This is a genomic window from Brumicola pallidula DSM 14239 = ACAM 615 (assembly GCF_000428905.1).
In the GTDB taxonomy this organism is placed as follows: domain Bacteria; phylum Pseudomonadota; class Gammaproteobacteria; order Enterobacterales; family Alteromonadaceae; genus Glaciecola; species Glaciecola pallidula.
The window spans coordinates 185,324-201,670 of the sequence record NZ_AUAV01000012.1 but is presented as its reverse complement, the minus strand read 5'-3'; the positions used below and the strand labels follow the sequence as shown (position 1 = coordinate 201,670).

Annotated in this window: 18 protein-coding genes and 1 pseudogene; 4 read left to right on the top strand and 15 right to left on the bottom strand. The window is 40.2% G+C overall.

The annotated features are described in order from the left end of the window. Positions 1 to 276 precede the first annotated feature (276 nt). Positions 277 to 435 carry a hypothetical protein gene (locus tag G399_RS21920; protein ID WP_006011424.1) on the top strand — a complete coding sequence of 53 codons (159 nt, stop codon included), beginning with the start codon at positions 277 to 279 and terminating at the stop codon, positions 433 to 435. 13 nt (positions 436 to 448) lie between these two features. Here G399_RS21920 and G399_RS0104665 read toward each other — a convergent pair whose 3' ends face one another. The 6 genes from G399_RS0104665 to G399_RS0104640 all read right to left on the bottom strand — a co-directional run bounded on the left by G399_RS0104665 (position 449) and on the right by G399_RS0104640 (position 5,321). Continuing rightward, positions 449 to 907, bottom strand: a complete 459-nt coding sequence (locus G399_RS0104665) for a hypothetical protein (protein WP_006011422.1) — start codon at positions 905 to 907, stop codon at positions 449 to 451. A gap of 3 nt (positions 908 to 910) precedes the next feature. Next, positions 911 to 1,360, bottom strand: a complete 450-nt coding sequence (locus G399_RS20215; protein WP_006011419.1) for a protein tyrosine phosphatase family protein — start codon at positions 1,358 to 1,360, stop codon at positions 911 to 913. 13 nt (positions 1,361 to 1,373) lie between these two features. Further along, positions 1,374 to 2,171 carry a sulfite exporter TauE/SafE family protein gene (locus G399_RS0104655; RefSeq protein ID WP_034896168.1) on the bottom strand — a complete coding sequence of 266 codons (798 nt, stop codon included), beginning with the start codon at positions 2,169 to 2,171 and terminating at the stop codon, positions 1,374 to 1,376. Next, on the bottom strand, positions 2,171 to 3,043 hold the full coding sequence (locus tag G399_RS0104650; protein WP_006011415.1) for an MBL fold metallo-hydrolase: 873 nt from the start codon (positions 3,041 to 3,043) through the stop codon (positions 2,171 to 2,173). The genes G399_RS0104655 and G399_RS0104650 overlap by 1 nt, the downstream gene beginning before the upstream one ends. A gap of 256 nt (positions 3,044 to 3,299) precedes the next feature. Beyond that, positions 3,300 to 3,998: a Tll0287-like domain-containing protein gene (locus tag G399_RS20210; RefSeq protein WP_006011413.1), complete on the bottom strand. Its 699-nt coding sequence runs from the start codon at positions 3,996 to 3,998 to the stop codon at positions 3,300 to 3,302. A gap of 51 nt (positions 3,999 to 4,049) precedes the next feature. Then, positions 4,050 to 5,321 carry an NAD(P)/FAD-dependent oxidoreductase gene (locus G399_RS0104640; protein WP_006011412.1) on the bottom strand — a complete coding sequence of 424 codons (1,272 nt, stop codon included), beginning with the start codon at positions 5,319 to 5,321 and terminating at the stop codon, positions 4,050 to 4,052. Between the two features lie 214 nt (positions 5,322 to 5,535). On the opposite strand from G399_RS0104640, the gene G399_RS0104635 reads away from it, so the two are divergent. After that, entirely contained in the window at positions 5,536 to 6,834 is a 1,299-nt protein-coding gene (locus G399_RS0104635) for a sigma-54 interaction domain-containing protein (RefSeq protein WP_226988965.1), read from the top strand. A gap of 63 nt (positions 6,835 to 6,897) precedes the next feature. Here the strand turns inward: G399_RS0104635 and G399_RS0104630 are convergent, their stop codons facing one another. From G399_RS0104630 to G399_RS0104590, 8 genes and pseudogenes are all read right to left on the bottom strand, one after another. Further along, positions 6,898 to 7,113 carry a YgaP family membrane protein gene (locus tag G399_RS0104630; RefSeq protein ID WP_006011410.1) on the bottom strand — a complete coding sequence of 72 codons (216 nt, stop codon included), beginning with the start codon at positions 7,111 to 7,113 and terminating at the stop codon, positions 6,898 to 6,900. A 23-nt stretch (positions 7,114 to 7,136) separates the two neighbouring features. Continuing rightward, positions 7,137 to 8,438, bottom strand: a complete 1,302-nt coding sequence (locus G399_RS0104625; RefSeq protein WP_006011409.1) for a hypothetical protein — start codon at positions 8,436 to 8,438, stop codon at positions 7,137 to 7,139. Position 8,439: 1 nt separating this feature from the next. Continuing rightward, positions 8,440 to 9,360, bottom strand: coding sequence for an outer membrane lipoprotein-sorting protein (locus G399_RS0104620; RefSeq protein ID WP_006011408.1), 921 nt, complete (start codon positions 9,358 to 9,360; stop codon positions 8,440 to 8,442). Positions 9,361 to 9,375: 15 nt separating this feature from the next. Then, entirely contained in the window at positions 9,376 to 11,910 is a 2,535-nt protein-coding gene (locus tag G399_RS0104615) for an efflux RND transporter permease subunit (protein WP_034896165.1), read from the bottom strand. 168 nt (positions 11,911 to 12,078) lie between these two features. Next, a pseudogene (locus G399_RS22910) lies at positions 12,079 to 12,307 on the bottom strand (sodium:proton antiporter); the annotation flags it as partial. A 329-nt stretch (positions 12,308 to 12,636) separates the two neighbouring features. Continuing rightward, the gene (locus G399_RS0104600) at positions 12,637 to 13,428 is read right to left on the bottom strand and encodes a hypothetical protein (RefSeq protein WP_148277401.1); all 792 of its coding nucleotides are present in this window, start codon (positions 13,426 to 13,428) and stop codon (positions 12,637 to 12,639) included. 9 nt (positions 13,429 to 13,437) lie between these two features. Continuing rightward, positions 13,438 to 13,998, bottom strand: coding sequence for a CBS domain-containing protein (locus G399_RS0104595; RefSeq protein ID WP_006011403.1), 561 nt, complete (start codon positions 13,996 to 13,998; stop codon positions 13,438 to 13,440). 97 nt (positions 13,999 to 14,095) lie between these two features. Beyond that, entirely contained in the window at positions 14,096 to 14,383 is a 288-nt protein-coding gene (locus tag G399_RS0104590) for a hypothetical protein (protein WP_006011398.1), read from the bottom strand. A gap of 344 nt (positions 14,384 to 14,727) precedes the next feature. Here G399_RS0104590 and G399_RS22255 point away from each other — a divergent pair, with 344 nt between their 5' ends. Together G399_RS22255 and G399_RS0104580 are read left to right on the top strand one after the other, a co-directional pair. Further along, a complete protein-coding gene (locus tag G399_RS22255) occupies positions 14,728 to 14,901 on the top strand; it encodes a hypothetical protein (RefSeq protein WP_006011396.1) in 174 nt (57 codons plus the stop codon). Positions 14,902 to 14,982: 81 nt separating this feature from the next. Further along, a complete protein-coding gene (locus G399_RS0104580; protein WP_026843459.1) occupies positions 14,983 to 15,477 on the top strand; it encodes a MarR family winged helix-turn-helix transcriptional regulator in 495 nt (164 codons plus the stop codon). 113 nt (positions 15,478 to 15,590) lie between these two features. Here the strand turns inward: G399_RS0104580 and G399_RS0104575 are convergent, their stop codons facing one another. Next, positions 15,591 to 16,205, bottom strand: coding sequence for a TetR family transcriptional regulator (locus tag G399_RS0104575; protein ID WP_006011393.1), 615 nt, complete (start codon positions 16,203 to 16,205; stop codon positions 15,591 to 15,593). Positions 16,206 to 16,347: the final 142 nt, after the last annotated feature.

Here is a 16,347-nt window from a genome sequence, read left to right as displayed (position 1 = left end):
GGTGGTGCGCCAATTGCTGTGATCCGCAAGTACATCGAGCAACAGCAAACGCCACACTAAAACAAATGGACGGCTTCGCCATCCGAGCTATCCATCCGAGCTATCCATCCGAGCTATCCATCCGAGCTATCCATCCGAGCTATCCATCCCCGCCCTGAACGACGAGGCTTTCCGCTCAATTCCGGTAAAAAGTTTAAAGAGCGATTTTTAACCACTAAACCGGAAACCATAGCACTGCATATCGCAAACTCAATAATGCGTAATAAGGCGCGTATCGTGTTTGGTAATCAAGCGACTAAAACACATATCGCTTCGCAAATTTTACCATTGAAATGGCTGTCTAAATTAAGCGGAAAAGAAATACACGGACTCGATATGGAAGACGACTACCGGACTGACCACGATGGCTTTACGATCAAAAAATCAAGTCTTTGATGGCACCACATAGTTATTCGATGGCGCCATGAATTTGATAAACGGCATGACATGAGTTGCATGTTGTCATCACATTTACCACCTCTTTTTGAATATAGACTTTGTCATTAGATCCAACCGATAAATTGCGCCAATGTTGATTCATTTGTCTACCCATCTGTTTAAAAGGATCTGGGAGTGACTGACCTAACATTTTAGGATGTGCTTTTTGCGTATTTTCTTGCATGTAAGTCACCAGCTGATGAACCTCACTAGGGTTGTCGACAAGCAATTCTTGCTGGATAGCGGTTAACGTTTCCAACATGTGGCGCATATGCCCTAAAATAAATGTTCGTTGTGTTTCGTTTAGTCTTATATCAATGCGATGATCACTGCTTTGGGATTCAATGTTATCCGCCTCTTCAGCAGATGAAGTGATTGGCGAGAGCAACAATAAAGAGACTTGAAAAAGTATAATAATTAATTTTTTCATCTGCTACTGACCACCTTCAAACATTGCAGCAATATTGTCCAAATCGTAGCCTTTACTTTTTAGAGCACCTTGCATATCAGTGAAAGACAACTTGTCTTTGTTTGCCAGTGCCCACAAATGTGCGGCCCTTGTGCCGGTTCGACAAAATCCATGTACGCCACCTGCAGAGAGTGCTAGCGCTGCTCTAAATTTTGCCACATCCTCCTCAGCGTATTGGCAAGGTTTTACTGGGACATACAGGTAGTTTAGCCTGTATTTATGCGCCAAAGCTTGCCATTGTTGATCGCTGATTTGATTTTCACATTCATTGTCAGGACGAACGTTGATAATCGTATCTATTCCTTGTTCCATTAGCTTGCTTATATCGCTTTCTGTGATCTCTCCAGAAACCGAAAATTGCGACGTTATTTTTGCAATTTTAACTGCTTGTGAGTTCACTGAGTCATTCGACATAATTGGGTCCTTGCTAAATGTTAGTAAAAAGAATAAAAAGAGAAAGCGGGATAAGTGCCCCACCAAACGCCTGTTTCAATCGTGCTTGCGGAAGCTTATCAACCAATTTTGCACCAACCAACACGCCCAATATCGCGCAAGCTGTTACCAATATGATAAGTGGCATGTTGAAAGTGATTTCTTGCGTACTTTGCAAATAGCTATATTTCGTAAAGCCGGCAAAGCTTTGCATCGCGATAATAAATAGACTCGTTGCAATCGCTTTTCGCATCGTTGTTTTAGCAATAAATAACAATGCAGGAACAATCAAAAAGCCACCGCCAACACCGACCAAACCAGCTAATGTACCAACGCTGATGCCTGCTATTATTAAGGTGAGGTACTGCGACAAAGTGAAACTTTGTGCCAAGCTGTTAGTTGGAGATTGATTTTTAGGTGAGTTAACTGATGCACGTATAGGTCGCAACATAAACCCGCTAGCTCCTAGCATAACAACAGCGAATATCAGCATTTGTATTTGGGCGCCAACATATTGCGACAAGTAGGCCCCAAAATAAGCCGCCAGCATACTTGGTAAACCAAAAACAGCGACTAATCTCAAATCGACGAGTCGCTTAAAAAATAGTGAAACGCTGCCCGTTAAGGCAACTATGCCTACAATTAACAGTGACTCTGCTATGGCTGCTTTTTCGGGCTCATGTGCGATGTATACCAACAGTGGAACAGTCAAAATACTGCCCCCAGAGCCAAGTAGGCCCAAACTTAAGCCCATCAGTATGGCGCCTATCCATATGGCAGGATCGGAGACCATTAATTCAGTTCCACGGTCAGAGGGAGTTTTAAGTAGGAGGTCCCATTTGCCTCTGCAATAGGCAAATGCCCCGCTCTAATATTCAATTGAATAGATGGAAGCAACAACTTAGGAACCGGTAAATTTGCATCACGTGACTCTCGCAAGGTAACAAATTCAGCTTCAGTTGTGTCCGGCTTAACGTGTATATTGTTGCGCTTTTCTTCTAATACCGTGGTTTCCCACGCATATTGATCGCGCGAAGCACTTTTGTAATCGTGTCCAACAAAAATTCTAGTTTGATCAGGAAGTGATAATATTTTTTGAATAGAGTGATAAAGTGTTTTAGCGCTCCCACTGGGGAAATCAGCACGTGCCGTACCAAAATCCGGCATGAATATAGTGTCGCCAACGAAAACAGCATCTTCAATTAAATAACTCACACAAGCGGGCGTGTGCCCTGGAGTATGCATCACATGAAAATTCAAATGGCCTAAACTAATTATTTCGCCATCTTCAAATAGAAAATCAAACTGGCTGCCATCACATGCCAACTCATCATCTAAATTAAATATCTTTTTAAAGGTGCTCTGTACTTTTTTAATGTGCTCACCAATACCAATTTGACCACCACGCTTTGCTTTTATATAGTTAGAAGCCGTAATATGGTCTGCATGGGCATGAGTTTCCAAGATCCATTCCAATCGCAAATTATTGACATCCAGAAAAGTAATAATCTTATCAGCGCTGGTTGACGTAATTTTCCCTGAAGGGGAATCGAAATCTAGCACAGGATCAATAATTGCTGTCAAAGACGTCGCTTTATCTGTCACAATATAAGTCACTGTTTGTGTGTTTTCATCAAAAAAAGGCTGAATATTAAGTTTACTCATGGTGTGTTTTTCCTTCACAAGAAAAGAATGGAACTGTTGATTTTTGCAAGCAAATACACTGAATATAGTTGAGTGACGTTGGCAAAAACTGCGTATATGCTATCAACATTGCATGCAGTGTGCCAACCTTACAAAAAACCATATACCTTTGTATTTATTGAATTTAAATTAAAAAAATCAAGTTCAAAAAGTAATTAAGTCATATATGACATAATGCGCTGACACATGTGACAGCGCATTATGTATTGCTGGTCGATCATTCAGCAAGGTCTTTTTGAAGGGTAAATGCGCCGCGAATATCTTCAAGAGAAAATCCGGTCGCAGTATCATTGGGATAGTGTTCTTGAATGGTTTTTTGCAAGTTTGGATCAACCGCGCTGCCGTGACAAGCTAAGCAAACCTTATTCATCGGGATAGCTTTCATTAATCGAAACCGCTTTTCTTCAGATAACGTCGTCACCAAGGTTGCAGGTTTCTCTCCTTGCTTAAAACGTTTATCAAACTGAATAAGTACATCAGCTTCCCACTGGTCCGGTGTGTTTTTTTCATTCCTTGTTTTTAAGCTTGTTCGAGCAACCGTCCAGCCATCAACAGACAAACCCGCTGCAATTTGAGGGGCTTTGGTATGACAAACTTCAACGCCAGCTTCAAGCCCCCCAGACTGGATCGCAGCAACTAATTCAGCTTTCAATTGCATTGAGAACTGTTTAACTTTTAACTTTGCTTGCCCAATCAGCCCTTCTTGCTCATGCAATAGCACGCGTTTGTTGTCTGCTACAACGACGTTTAATTGTGGCTGATTTTGACGCACGGTATCGATAACAGGGACCTCCACTTGCTTGTCGTTAGTCTCAACATGAGTTAATTTTAGCTTGGCTTGCACTCGGTCAGCAAAAGCTAACTGAAGTGACGCAAGCAAACCAATAATTGCTAAATAACTGATGATTTTATGCATGGGTGTTGCCTCTTTTAATTTCGATTTATAATTCGATTTATTTTTGTATTTTTATTTTAAACGCTCAATACCCAATGCTTTTAGCATATACTTTTCATATATAGGTTCACTTGTGCCTGCCTTCATTTTGCGTATAAAGTACTTTTCAAATCCGATTTTCGCATAATGCACCCATTTCCCTTTTTTAAACCAGGTAATATTACGTGGGGGAATTTGTGGCATTGCAACAAAGGCCGCACCCGTGTCACCCATATCGGCTAAACAAATAGCATGCCAAGTGCCTTTGCTTGAAGGCTCTTCATTATTAACAATGATTGATTTTAAGTTGTGAGCGATCGCCGTCATCATTGTTTCAATCATGTATCCTGTCTTCGGTGTCCCCGTTGGAACAGGCGTAACTTCAACCGGCGGTATAGCCACACAAACACCGCCAGAAAATATATTCGGATAGGTTGGACTGCGCTGAAACTCATCTGTAATAACAAAACCTTTGGGATTACAGAGACCTTCTACATTAGCCACTGCATCTATCCCTGCAAATGGAGGGATCAACATAGAATGGTTAAATGGCAATTCGTGATTGAAGTCAACGTCTCCTTTTCGGCTGAGTTCAGATACGTGCATCAACCCTTTTGCTACTTTGTCGACCGTCGCATTGCAAATCCATTTAATGTCTTTTGAGCGAAGTTCTGATTCCAACATCGCCTTTGAATCGCCTACCCCCCCTAAACCAAGATGTCCGATGTAGGGTTCGCTGGTAACAAAATGAATGGGGACTTTGTCTCTCATTTTGGCATCACGTAATGCTTTGTCCAAGATGAAGGCGTATTCATAAGCGGGTCCAAAACAACTCGCGCCTTGAAACGAACCGACGATGACAGGACCCGGGTTTTCAAGTAATTTTTTAAAATCAACATAACATTGCATGGCATGATCAAGCGTGCAAACAGACTGCGTAAAATAGTCAGGACCAGCGCCTTCAATATTCGCAAATGCTAGCTTAGGACCCGTTGCGATAATCAAATAATCGTAATCAATTATGTCGCCTGATTCAGTTTTCATTTGATTATTTTTAGCATCAATTTCAACAACTCGAGCGCAAATAAAACCAATTTTCTTTTTACTTAAATACTTTTCAATTGGGATAGTAATTGCTTCTGGTTCTCTCCAACCAACGGCGACCCAAGGATTAGAAGGTACAAATCTAAAATCCGGACGTTCATTAACCATCACTACTTCATGATCTTTACCCAAGATTTCTTTGGTTTCATAAGCCGCCGGCATTCCGCCAGTTCCAGCCCCTAACACAACGACCTTAACCATATTGATTCCTTTATTTTTGAGAATAAATTTACAGAATTTTATAACTTGTAAATTACTTGTAAACAAAACTCGTGCCACTTATTTGGATAATTTAAACTATTGTTTTTAATAGTTATTTTTTAATTATAATAAGAATATGTTTTTTTTACTTGTAATCATTGTCAGTTTTGTCACATAGTAAGACAATGATGTCATGAAAATAAAAGGTCGAAATATGAACACATCAATTGTCCAGACTATGATCAATTCAATCGATAAACCGGCTATTTTTATCGATACTCAATACACAATATTGGCGGTTAATGAGGCTTATAAAAACACGTATGAAAATGAAGTCATTATCGGCAATAGTCACTGCTTTGAAATATCTCATGGGCACACATCACCTTGCGATAAACATGGCGAAGAGTGCCCAATTCAAGCTTGTATTAAGACCGAACGAGCCAGTAGCGTTGTGCATATTCATAATACAAGCCAGGGAAAGACCTATTGCGATATATTAATGAAGCCAATAAAAGACGCTGATGGCATAACCACTGGATTCCTTGAAATACTTGATCGCATTGACTTTGCCGCAGCCGACTCGCAAGCGGATAAAATGATAGGCTCCTGTGACCCTTTCAAAAATATGCTGACTAAAATTAATCGCGCAGCTAAGTCTGAAATTGCGGTGTTGTTGCATGGTGAAACAGGCACAGGTAAAGAACTAGTGGCCAAGGCACTGCATCAGTCTAGTCGTCGTGCTGAAAAACCCTTTGTGGTTATTGAATGCACGGGCTTAAATGAAAACCTGTTCGAGTCTGAATTATTTGGGCATGAAAAAGGGGCTTTTACCGGCGCGACACATGCCAAAAGTGGCTTAATTGAAGTGGCTAATGGTGGTACTGTGTTTTTCGATGAAATTGCAGATGTGCCATTAAGTATGCAGGTTAAACTCCTGCGCTTACTGGAAACTCAATGCTATAGAACAGTCGGAGGCTTAAAACAGCGTAAAGCGGATTTTAGGTTGATTTGCGCTAGTCACCAAAACTTACTTGACCTTGTTGAGTCAGGACAATTTCGCAAGGATTTGTATTACCGCATTGCAGGCTTCCCAATTTCACTGCCCTCACTTGCGCAAAGACAAGATGATATTGAAGCGTTGGTATTACATTTCTTAAATCACACTGAATTACGTCATAAAAGATTCAGCGACGCCGCTCTAAAACGCCTATCTCAATATGACTTCCCTGGCAATATCAGACAACTTAAAAACATTGTCGAACAAGCAACATTGCTAGCAGATGAGGATATTATTGAGATCCAAGACTTACCCGAACAAATTTTTGTCAAATCAGCTAAACCCCAAACGTTGAGCGATGAAATCGTTAGCCTTGACGTGGCTGAAGAAAGATATTTGAGACAAGTGTGCGAGTCACAAAAAATATCAATTGACGAACTGGCCGATAAGCTTGACGTTAGTACCCGAACCTTATACCGAAAACTACAAAAATTTGGTCTAAAATACGAGTAATCAAGGACTAGTTGGCGGCAAAATGCCCAAAATAAAAATGTATACTTGGGCAATGTCGACGTACTACTGTCCGTCAGCTAATTCTTTTTCAGTTTTAAAGCCAAACACTTTGCGTAAAACGATAGTGGCAGGGCAAAAACCGGTAAAGCTTTGCTGAAACAAATTTGCACCAATAAAAACTGTAAACCATACAAAATTGGGATGTACCCAAATAGTTAATGCAACCGACACTAACACCATAAATCCTGCAAATGCAGCTAACGCTCTTTCTGCTGACATAACGCCTCCTAAATAAAGCTCTGTTAATAATAATATTTGAACCGCACGAATGCATTACTTGCATCTTCAAACTGCTTGAAGAAACTAAACTGTTCTTTGCCGTAAAATAGATTGAACCCGCTTGATAACTGCCACTGATCAACAGGGCTGTAATCAGCACTTAATTTTAAATAACCATCTTCATCACTAGTGGAATAAAAGTTAAAAGCGTTTAATGTCAATGTTTGTTGCATAACCCGATACATAAAACGTTGAGTAAACAAAACGCGACTTCGATTTGGATCGAACTCAGGAGCCAGAGAATTTGCTCTTAGGGCATCAAAATCATTTGTGTGCTCTACATATAATTGTGCACTTGCCGTTAAATTTTTGACTAATTCCTGCTCATAACCCAGCAACCAACGGATTTGACTATTAGGCACTAGAGGCTCGCTACCTTGTTCGTCGTCGGTCGAATCGTAATAGGCCATTTCTATATTTAATAAGCCGTTAGCAAAGGGCGTTATTGCGCTAACACCGTATACTCTCAACGTCGAGAAATAGGGTTCGCCAAATTCAGTGAAACTAGCAGGCGATTTATGCGCTCCAGTATAAGCATAGCCGGCATATTCGGTTGAACCTATGGTTTTATAAATACGCATCGCATACTCTGGCGAGCTGGGTTTGTTAGGTGATGAGACATCAAAACCAGGCGCTATATTAGTTCCTGCAAGAGGAGAAAAAAACGAAAAGTAGTCACCATTAATATAATTATCAGGGGTAAATTTTGGTGTGATCACAAGATCAACATTGGCCCAATCGAAAAAACCCGATACTTTTGCTGAAAACGACGGCGCTTTCAAATAGTCATCGTCTCGTCCGGCAAAAAAAGACTGAAAGTCTTTTGCGAATAAGTCATTTAAGAATACGTAATCTCCTGTGCCCCAAGTGAGTATTTGCTGGCCAACTTTGACATCTAGTTTCTTACCCCAATCACCTAAGTCGACTAATGCATTCAAGCTGCCCTGCCAAACCAATTCCCTAACTTGGAGTTTTGTTTGATCAAGCACACCGTCATAATAAAAATCGGCTGTAAATTTGATCCCCGAGGCGTCAAAGTCTTTATCCCATTGAAATTGTGCTCTTAGGTCAGCCAATGTTTTTTCCGTATTAATAACCGGATCAGATGACAAACGGGCACCCGACGCTAGCTCCACAAAGCCAGAAAAGCGATGAGAGGGAGTTTCTTCCATCCCCCACTCTTCCATATCCCAAGGTTCTTCTTGAGCTAACACCGAGCCCGATAATCCAACACAAAGTGTCAGCGTTGATAAAACAAATTTCATACTAGTTTAACCATTCACGCGGCGGATTTCGCAAACTACGCTCGCTAAACACGTCATCGCCTAAGCCTAGGTCAAAGCTAATATTACGAAACTCCATTAAAGTATAAGCACCACTTTCAAGGTCACTTACTTTTGAGCGAACAACGGTTGGAAAACCTTGTATCTCCTCAATCTTTACCGCTTCTACGCGACGATAGTTTGTGTTGTCAGCTTTGAAAAAATTAATCAATATTGGCAGCTTGGTCTTTTTGTCAATGGTCACAACATAATGTGCAAATTCAACAGTATCAGGCGCTTTAGGAGTTGCTTTTAATATATATGCAACATCAGTTTCTTGTTGTAACTCAAAGCTATCCTCTGAAATAGCACGACCTGACACATCTTCATAAAAAAAGTGCGAACCGACAAAAGACGTACGCTTGTCACCTGAAGAAATACGTTTAACTAAATCAAGTGCAGGCAGGTACAACCAACGGTCGTCTTCAACCGTTAAATCAACGTGTTTTTCAACTCTAAATACCGTGTCTTTAACATCAGCAGGCCTTGAAAAGAAGACCATCATTTGCTGGTCACCATTGTCTTCAATATCGCGACGCAAGATGGTGAATTGGCGCATTTGCTTTCTGTCTTGGGCATCAACAATCATCATCCTAGCATCCGAGCGACCGTCATTACCGCTGTAATAAGCTGCTTTTTCAGCATTTTTTACAATGCTTGCTACATCAACAGAGCTCAAGTCTGCACTCATAGCATGAAATGGCGCGGCTATTAGAGTCGCTGCTATTAGAGGAACTGCTATTAGCTGCGCTCCTATTAAGGGTGCTCCTATTAAGGGCGCTCCTATTAAGGGTGCTCCTATTAAGGGCGCTCCTATTAATAGCGGTAAACTCAAAGTAAACACGTTCAATATTTTCTTTAGCATTTTTGCTTTCCTTATTTATTTAAAGACAATACGCTTGCCCATGGTCATCACCGCAGGCAAAATTAACAGAGTCACTAAGGCAGAAATCGCCATAATGCTGGCTAAAAATATTCCTACTGTTATGTACGGAACAAGCGGTGCAAACAAAAGAGGCGTAAAGCCGAATGCGATTACCAAGGCATTACGAGTAATGGCGGTTGCCGGTTCGTCGAACATCAAGTCAAAGGTTTGTTTAATATCATTGGTTTGTTTAAATACTTCACGTGCTCTTTCTAAGAAGTGGATGGCAAAGTCAACCGACAAGCCCAACGTCAGCGCGGATAATACCGCTATCGGCATGTCATAATCTTTGCCAATAATGCCAATTAGACCGTAAATAAATGTGATTGTGATAGTTAGTGGCAGCATAGCTAATACGCCAAATACAACTGAGCGAAACAGTAACACCATCATGATGAACACAATGACAAACGCACCGATAAGGCTTTCAAGCATGCCTGCAACCATGTTGTCCTGCCAAACAACGTTCAAATACGCTTTGCCTGCCCAACGTAGTTGAATGTTTTGTGGCAACGGTTGCTGACTAATAAACTCGTCAACCAAGGCAATAACGCTGCTCATATCCTGATTGTCACCTGAAGTCATTTGCAGCCAAATTAGCGTTTCTTGATAATCTGGCGTCACAAAATGCCACAAATCATTGGGACGATGTGATGACTGATATTGCAGTAACGTTTGCGCGACCGCCTGAGGCGAATTAGGCAGTACATAATCCTTTTGCTCACCCGATCTTAATTCTCTATTAACCACTTTAGCGACATCGGCAAGTGAATTTGATTTTCCGACTAATCCCGATGCTTTTAAATAGTCTTGTAATGATTCGACATACGCGAGTAACTCAGGAGACTGAAATGCCTTAGATTGGCTTAACGCTGACTCCGCGTTCTGTAATGTCGTATTGAGATAGCTCGCCTGTATATCAGATACGTCTGAAAATAACTTGTCATCAATGTTAATTAACAATTGCTGATACTGCTCACTAAGAGGTTGTCCAGACAATTGAGTGACCTGCTCTGCTGCCCAACTTGCTAAACTGGTAGGCTTGTCTTTAGCGAGTAAATCGTCAAGCGACAGTAAGGAGTTGCTCGAACTAAGAACGACATAAGCGTCATAGGTTCCAGCAAAGTTTTCATTCAACACTTTATCAGCAACACGAATTTCATGGTCTTTTTTGAACCAACGCACCGGATTATCGTTAATTTCAATTTGCGTTATTCCCCATACTGAAATAGCGAACACAACAGCAAAGCTTAGTACTAGCGAGGTTTTAAATTTGAGTGCAAAACCACCTAAAAATTTAGCAATTTTAGCTATTCGACTGCCACCTTTCTGGGAATGCATGACTAATTGTAACTTTTCCAATGACGCATTGTTCATTCGTGACAAGTAAGATGGCATGAAGGTGATCGTGATTAAAAACGCGAGCAATATCCCCGTTCCAACAAAACCTCCGAATATCTGTACTGGTGGTATTGGTGTCAGCATGAGTGAGTAGAAACCCACAGATGACGTAATCGAGGTATACAGCATTGGCGTAAATAAATGCCCAACTACCTCTTCAATCGTTTCATTAAGCTCTGCCCCTGGTTTATGACGATCACTAAATTCAGAAAGAATATGCACTGAGTCAACAACAGCAATAGGCATCAGGAAAATCGCAATCATTGAGGACATAATATGCACGGTATAGCCCATGCCTATAAGTGCGCCCATCGTAATCATCACGGTTGCCATCGCGACAATCATAGGCGCTATGATAAGTGGAATATTCCTAAAGAAGAAAAACAGCAGTATAAAAATCGTTAATCCTGCTAGTGGCGCAGAAATACCCATTTGGATAAACATCTCAACACCAAACTGGTCCTCAGCGACAGGTAAACCAGTGATATACCAGTCGGCATTGCCATTTAATTTGCTAATATTTTGTCTAATTTGCTCAGCAATTTTATAACTTTGATTTTTGTCTTTAATCGGAACATAAATGGCTGCTGCTTTGCCGTTTTGAGAGACCAGCGTGTCTTGCAGCAATGGCAGTCTAGCTAGATGACCTCGAATTGTTGCGCTTTCATCAAGAGTTGAAGGCGGTTTGTCCATCATCCATTCAAAACGAATTGTACCTGACTCGGATTGGCTAATATTGTCGACGGTTGATATTGACATGAGATCAGCCGAAATAACACCTTCAATTGACAGTATTGACTGCGTAATGTCATATATGTCAGTGAGTGATGATGGCGTGAATATGCCATTTTCGGTGCTGGTATCGACCACTCCAACGACAATCGAATCATGCATCGCAAAACGCGTTTTCACTACGTTGTGAAACAAACGTGCTGGATGCTCTGCATCAAGCATATTCTCTGGGTCAGTATCAATTTTTATGCGCGGTATTTGCGCCGTAAAAAGCAATGCTAAAACCACCAATATTATATAAACAACTTTCGGCTTTTGCGTACAAAAACGGACTAAATTTTTGGCTATATTTTTCATGTTTTTATTCAAGTTTTGCTAGCATCTGTGGATTGTAAGGCAAAATACGCGCCAAGCTGCCTTAAAAGTCAAAAAATAACTTGTTAATGCGCTGATATACATACAAAAAATAAAGGTGAGTTGTAGTTTAGGGCAAAGCCTTGCAACTACGTACTTAACAAAGTAGCTAGCTAATACCAGGGTGAGTCCGTAGCCAATAGTATACGCAAGTAGCAACACCGGTAAGTAGCGCATATAGGATAAAAACGTAAGCTCTTTTATTTCGCTCATTGCAATAATGCCTGCAGGTGAACCTATTACCAGCAATGAACCACCCACGCCAACAGCATAGGTTAGTTGTTAACCATTGCGGTGTTGTGAGCACAGGAGTTGCTTTGAGCAACGCGACAGTTAATGGCGACCCAAAACATGTGTGCTTTTGTCGAAATTTCGGCTGGAAAAAGGCGCTGAACTGCCACCTGAATAACGTCTTTCGCATTTAAATAAGCCACAAATGTCATGCTGGACATTAAAAATAGCCACAATACAGCAATTTCTAAGAGGTTTTGTTCCAAGCGTTGCGTAACTACTTTGTGCGGCACTGCAATGCGGCGCGATGCTATCAAAAGCGGGAAAATTATCTTTGCTAGGATCGTCATACTGTGCAAAATTATGCTAATTTTACTTGTAATCACTAGCGCGGGACTCGCCCGCGAGTGACTTAGCGATGTTACATTTTAGTACACCTTATTTGGAGCATACTAATGCAATCATCTCACCGTATGGTGAAATCGCCGTTTTAGTAATACCCGACTGGCAGAACTCAGACTCAATACTCATTGGGCTCCAGTCACCTTCTGCCTGAAGGTATTCGCCTTTGGATATGACCTGTCGCTGGTAAAGTTTGCTGCCATCACTAGCGATCAGATGCCCTGTTGCACTTACTGAAAAATACTCACTCCCTTGCGGCAATTGGCTAACAACAATCGTTTTCTTACTTTTAGTGTTATAGGCCTTCAATTGATTCTTTTGTTGGTTTTGAGCATAAAGGTACCAATTAGATTTTTCAAATTGATGAGCATTTATCGATGTATTCACTCCCCCTCCATTTTGCGCTAAATATGTTTCCGGATTTCCGTTAATATTGATAGCTCGCAATTCACTCTGATCGTTGTCCTTTTCTCTTACCACCAACCAACCAAAATCCTTTGGTGACTGTGCAAGGGCCGGTTGATTTGTGCTTAAACGCACAATACTTCGCATGCTATTTTTTGATAAGTCCCATATAAACACGTCTGCTCCAAGTTCATTTGATGTACCCAAAACCTGCGTAAAGTAAAGATGATTCCTATCAAAGAAATGAGGATTATCCGCTATTGCTAAATCAGTTGAAATTTGACTCAGTTCTTTAATTGGCTGCTTTGCTCGTAAATCTAATTTACCTAAAAATAAGGTATTGTTTTGCCCAGCGAGCACATTCGGTGATAACAAGGTCAAGGCACCAAGGGAACATACAATTTTCAACACGATTTTCATCATAAACCTCTCCTAAATTTCTAATTCTTTGAACACCGCTTCAAATGAAAGGTGTTTTTCAATATCAAATGAGCGATTGATTAAACGTGCCACGTCGCGCGCCGAAATAAGACCTCTAATTTGGTGTTTTTCACGGTCGATGACTAGACAATGTTGTTGATGGTTATTTCTCTGTGTTTCTAATACATCGCTCACTGAGGCGTTAATAAGCTCTTCGTAATCAAAACACTTTAGACTCTCTCTCGGATGCATAAAGTCGCTAACCAATAGTTCGTCCCGATGCGTATTTTTATTTACTTTTTTAAGGACGTTTTCTTCCGATAAATCCTGTAATCCAATAAGACCCACAAACTTATTATTATTATCTACCACTAGCTTCAATTTCACATGAGCACGTTTCATCATTGCCTCTACATCTACCGCCTTAACATTAGTGCCGATTACTCTAGGCAAATTTTGGTGGAAATCGGTTAGAATGCTTAGCGCAGGCGTGTTCTTCGAAATCGATATATTCTCGTCTGGCCAAACTAATTCATCAATAGATTCAGTATTATATAGTGTTAAAATTTTCATAAAGCCCTTCCTTTTTATTACCGGATAGATGCTAAAACAACTAATAGCAAGTTTTAGACATCGTAAAATATTAGTCAATTTTTAAATCTAAATATTACTAATAATGGTGCGGAGGGGCTCGAATAGGAAATAAAGCGCTGCTTGATAATATAGTTAACACATCACCTAAGCGGATGTTTACGTTTACATAACGGGCAATGGTTAGGGCATAAAGAAGTGGTATAATATCCGTCTCGACATCATCGATGTCTTCAATACCAACTATTTCAGAATCGGCACTGCAAGAAATAACTGACGTGTTTTTATCAAATTGCGCAGTATCGTCGCTATAGAAAGCAGCGTTTGCAGCAAATATTGACACTAAACTCAGAAATATCTTTAACATTAGTTGTTTCCATCTCCCTTGCAGAAATAAATATGTAGTCATTTTATTGTTATTCAAGAGGGACTCTAAAATTTATAGTATCAACTGCGGGTCTGATGGCAAAATCATGGCCAGCAATCTAATCACATACTAGATTGTAACGTCTTCACTCATATAATAGTAAGTTAGGCCTTAAAAATCAAACTGAAATAATACTTTGACATCAAGATAAATTTATACTATCTTGACATCAAGGTATATATATTCTGTCACAATAACTCATAAACTGATTTGAGATTTGTAAAGACAAGGTAATTAATATCTAGCAAGAATCATTATTTAAATTAAGGGAGGCGCATATCGCAATGTACATTATAAAAGCATTTAAAAAATTTTTTAAACGAAAGTACCCATACTCTCCCGTCGCTATTCTAGGAAGAAAAACTGTTGAGCGCATACTCGGCGCAGATATTATAAAGTTAAAAAAACTTGAAGAAAAACAGAAAAAAGACCGTGAACAACAATCTGACAAGAAATGACCCTGACTGAAATTTTATCTTGACGCAAAGATAAAGTATCAGTATGTTAATTTTATAAGACAACGAAAAGATACAATTTGCATGGATTCGGTCCAGAACAAAGTTCATCAATGGTCAAAACAAATGCCCGACTTGAACACAAAACCCATGGCTCTCATTGCGCGTTTACAGCAAACAACGAAAGAAATTAACGGTGAACTTTGTACTAGCTTTGAGCATTACAAGTTGACCGACGCTAGCTTTGACGTTTTGGCAACACTACTTCGCGCTGGACCTCCCCATTCGCTATCCCCAAGTGAATTACTTGAGCAAATGCACATTACATCTGGCACCATGACAACCCGAATAGATAAGTTAGAAAAGAAAGCTTTAGTAAAGAGAAAGACTAAAAAACACGACAAACGCAGTGTCAGCGTGGCGCTTACTAAGAAAGGCTTAAAATTGATTGATGAAGTCATTTTGGAGCATGTAAAAACTCAAGAAAAAATAGTTTCTGTATTTGACCAGGAAGAGCAATTTATTTTTAACGCTCTATTAGAAAAATACCTCGCCCATAGCGTAAACAAAAAGAAATAATAGCTTGGCGAGAGTTAGTCACTGATGATGACATTAGATTGATTCGGTTTGATTGCACCCCTTTGATCACTGCGAAATGAAGTCGCCCGTCGCTTAGATTATAGAACTCATACCTACTCAGCATGCAGATTTCCAAAATACATACCGATCAGTTTTGCGGCGTTGTCTTGCATTGAAAATGCATCAGGATCTTCTAAATACTCAACTGCAATACCCCGTAAATAAGCACTAATACCAATCGTTAACAACATAGAATCGGTATTTTCTGGAAGCACGCCCTGCTTGATTGCTTTGTCGAAGTAACGCGAGAGGGTCACGTGTTTTTGTTTCTTCTTTTCATTATATCGATCCTTACTTTGCGCAAACTCGTCGGAGTAATCGCAGCGCAATAAAAATAAAGTCGCAATTTTCTTCTTCATTTTATTTTGTTCTAAATCGATAAGTAATTCAGTGCATACCTCTTGCAACTGCTCTATTGCATTAGGGCTAACTGCTTCGAGGCCGTCAGTGATCATTTGTATAAATGGAGAATGCAATTGGTCGTGCAGTGCTTCAAAAATATCTTGCTTGCTTAAGAAATGCCAGTAGACGGCACCTCTCGTTACACCAGCGGCTTTTGCAATCTTTTCCAATGACGTCTTAGCAACGCCATGTTCACTAAATAATTTGACCGCGGCATCTAAGATTGATTGCTTTGTAATATCCGCGTCTTCTTTTGTTTTTCTCATAACTACTAACTACTCCACACATCTGAATGAAAACGAGGGATTGGTTTTTTTTTACATCGTTTATTGCTCGAAAAAGTATGATAAATTGACAACATACATCCATGTATGTATATTACGATAATCAATTAATAAGTACTTGTCT

What these genes read in the sequence shown, in the direction of transcription:
- G399_RS0104600 (WP_148277401.1), bottom strand. Translation starts at nt 13,428, where the DNA reads ATGATGAAAATCGTGTTGAAAATTGTATGTTCCCTTGGTGCCTTGACC.
- G399_RS0104650 (WP_006011415.1), bottom strand. Translation starts at nt 3,043, where the DNA reads ATGAGTAAACTTAATATTCAGCCTTTTTTTGATGAAAACACACAAACA.
- G399_RS0104575 (WP_006011393.1), bottom strand. Translation starts at nt 16,205, where the DNA reads ATGAGAAAAACAAAAGAAGACGCGGATATTACAAAGCAATCAATCTTA.
- G399_RS0104595 (WP_006011403.1), bottom strand. Translation starts at nt 13,998, where the DNA reads ATGAAAATTTTAACACTATATAATACTGAATCTATTGATGAATTAGTT.
- G399_RS0104630 (WP_006011410.1), bottom strand. Translation starts at nt 7,113, where the DNA reads ATGTCAGCAGAAAGAGCGTTAGCTGCATTTGCAGGATTTATGGTGTTA.
- G399_RS0104590 (WP_006011398.1), bottom strand. Translation starts at nt 14,383, where the DNA reads ATGTTAAAGATATTTCTGAGTTTAGTGTCAATATTTGCTGCAAACGCT.
- G399_RS20210 (WP_006011413.1), bottom strand. Translation starts at nt 3,998, where the DNA reads ATGCATAAAATCATCAGTTATTTAGCAATTATTGGTTTGCTTGCGTCA.
- G399_RS22255 (WP_006011396.1), top strand. Translation starts at nt 14,728, where the DNA reads ATGTACATTATAAAAGCATTTAAAAAATTTTTTAAACGAAAGTACCCA.
- G399_RS0104580 (WP_026843459.1), top strand. Translation starts at nt 14,983, where the DNA reads ATGGATTCGGTCCAGAACAAAGTTCATCAATGGTCAAAACAAATGCCC.
- G399_RS0104640 (WP_006011412.1), bottom strand. Translation starts at nt 5,321, where the DNA reads ATGGTTAAGGTCGTTGTGTTAGGGGCTGGAACTGGCGGAATGCCGGCG.
- G399_RS20215 (WP_006011419.1), bottom strand. Translation starts at nt 1,360, where the DNA reads ATGTCGAATGACTCAGTGAACTCACAAGCAGTTAAAATTGCAAAAATA.
- G399_RS0104620 (WP_006011408.1), bottom strand. Translation starts at nt 9,360, where the DNA reads ATGCTAAAGAAAATATTGAACGTGTTTACTTTGAGTTTACCGCTATTA.
- G399_RS0104635 (WP_226988965.1), top strand. Translation starts at nt 5,536, where the DNA reads ATGAACACATCAATTGTCCAGACTATGATCAATTCAATCGATAAACCG.
- G399_RS0104615 (WP_034896165.1), bottom strand. Translation starts at nt 11,910, where the DNA reads ATGAAAAATATAGCCAAAAATTTAGTCCGTTTTTGTACGCAAAAGCCG.
- G399_RS0104665 (WP_006011422.1), bottom strand. Translation starts at nt 907, where the DNA reads ATGAAAAAATTAATTATTATACTTTTTCAAGTCTCTTTATTGTTGCTC.
- G399_RS0104625 (WP_006011409.1), bottom strand. Translation starts at nt 8,438, where the DNA reads ATGAAATTTGTTTTATCAACGCTGACACTTTGTGTTGGATTATCGGGC.
- G399_RS0104655 (WP_034896168.1), bottom strand. Translation starts at nt 2,171, where the DNA reads ATGGTCTCCGATCCTGCCATATGGATAGGCGCCATACTGATGGGCTTA.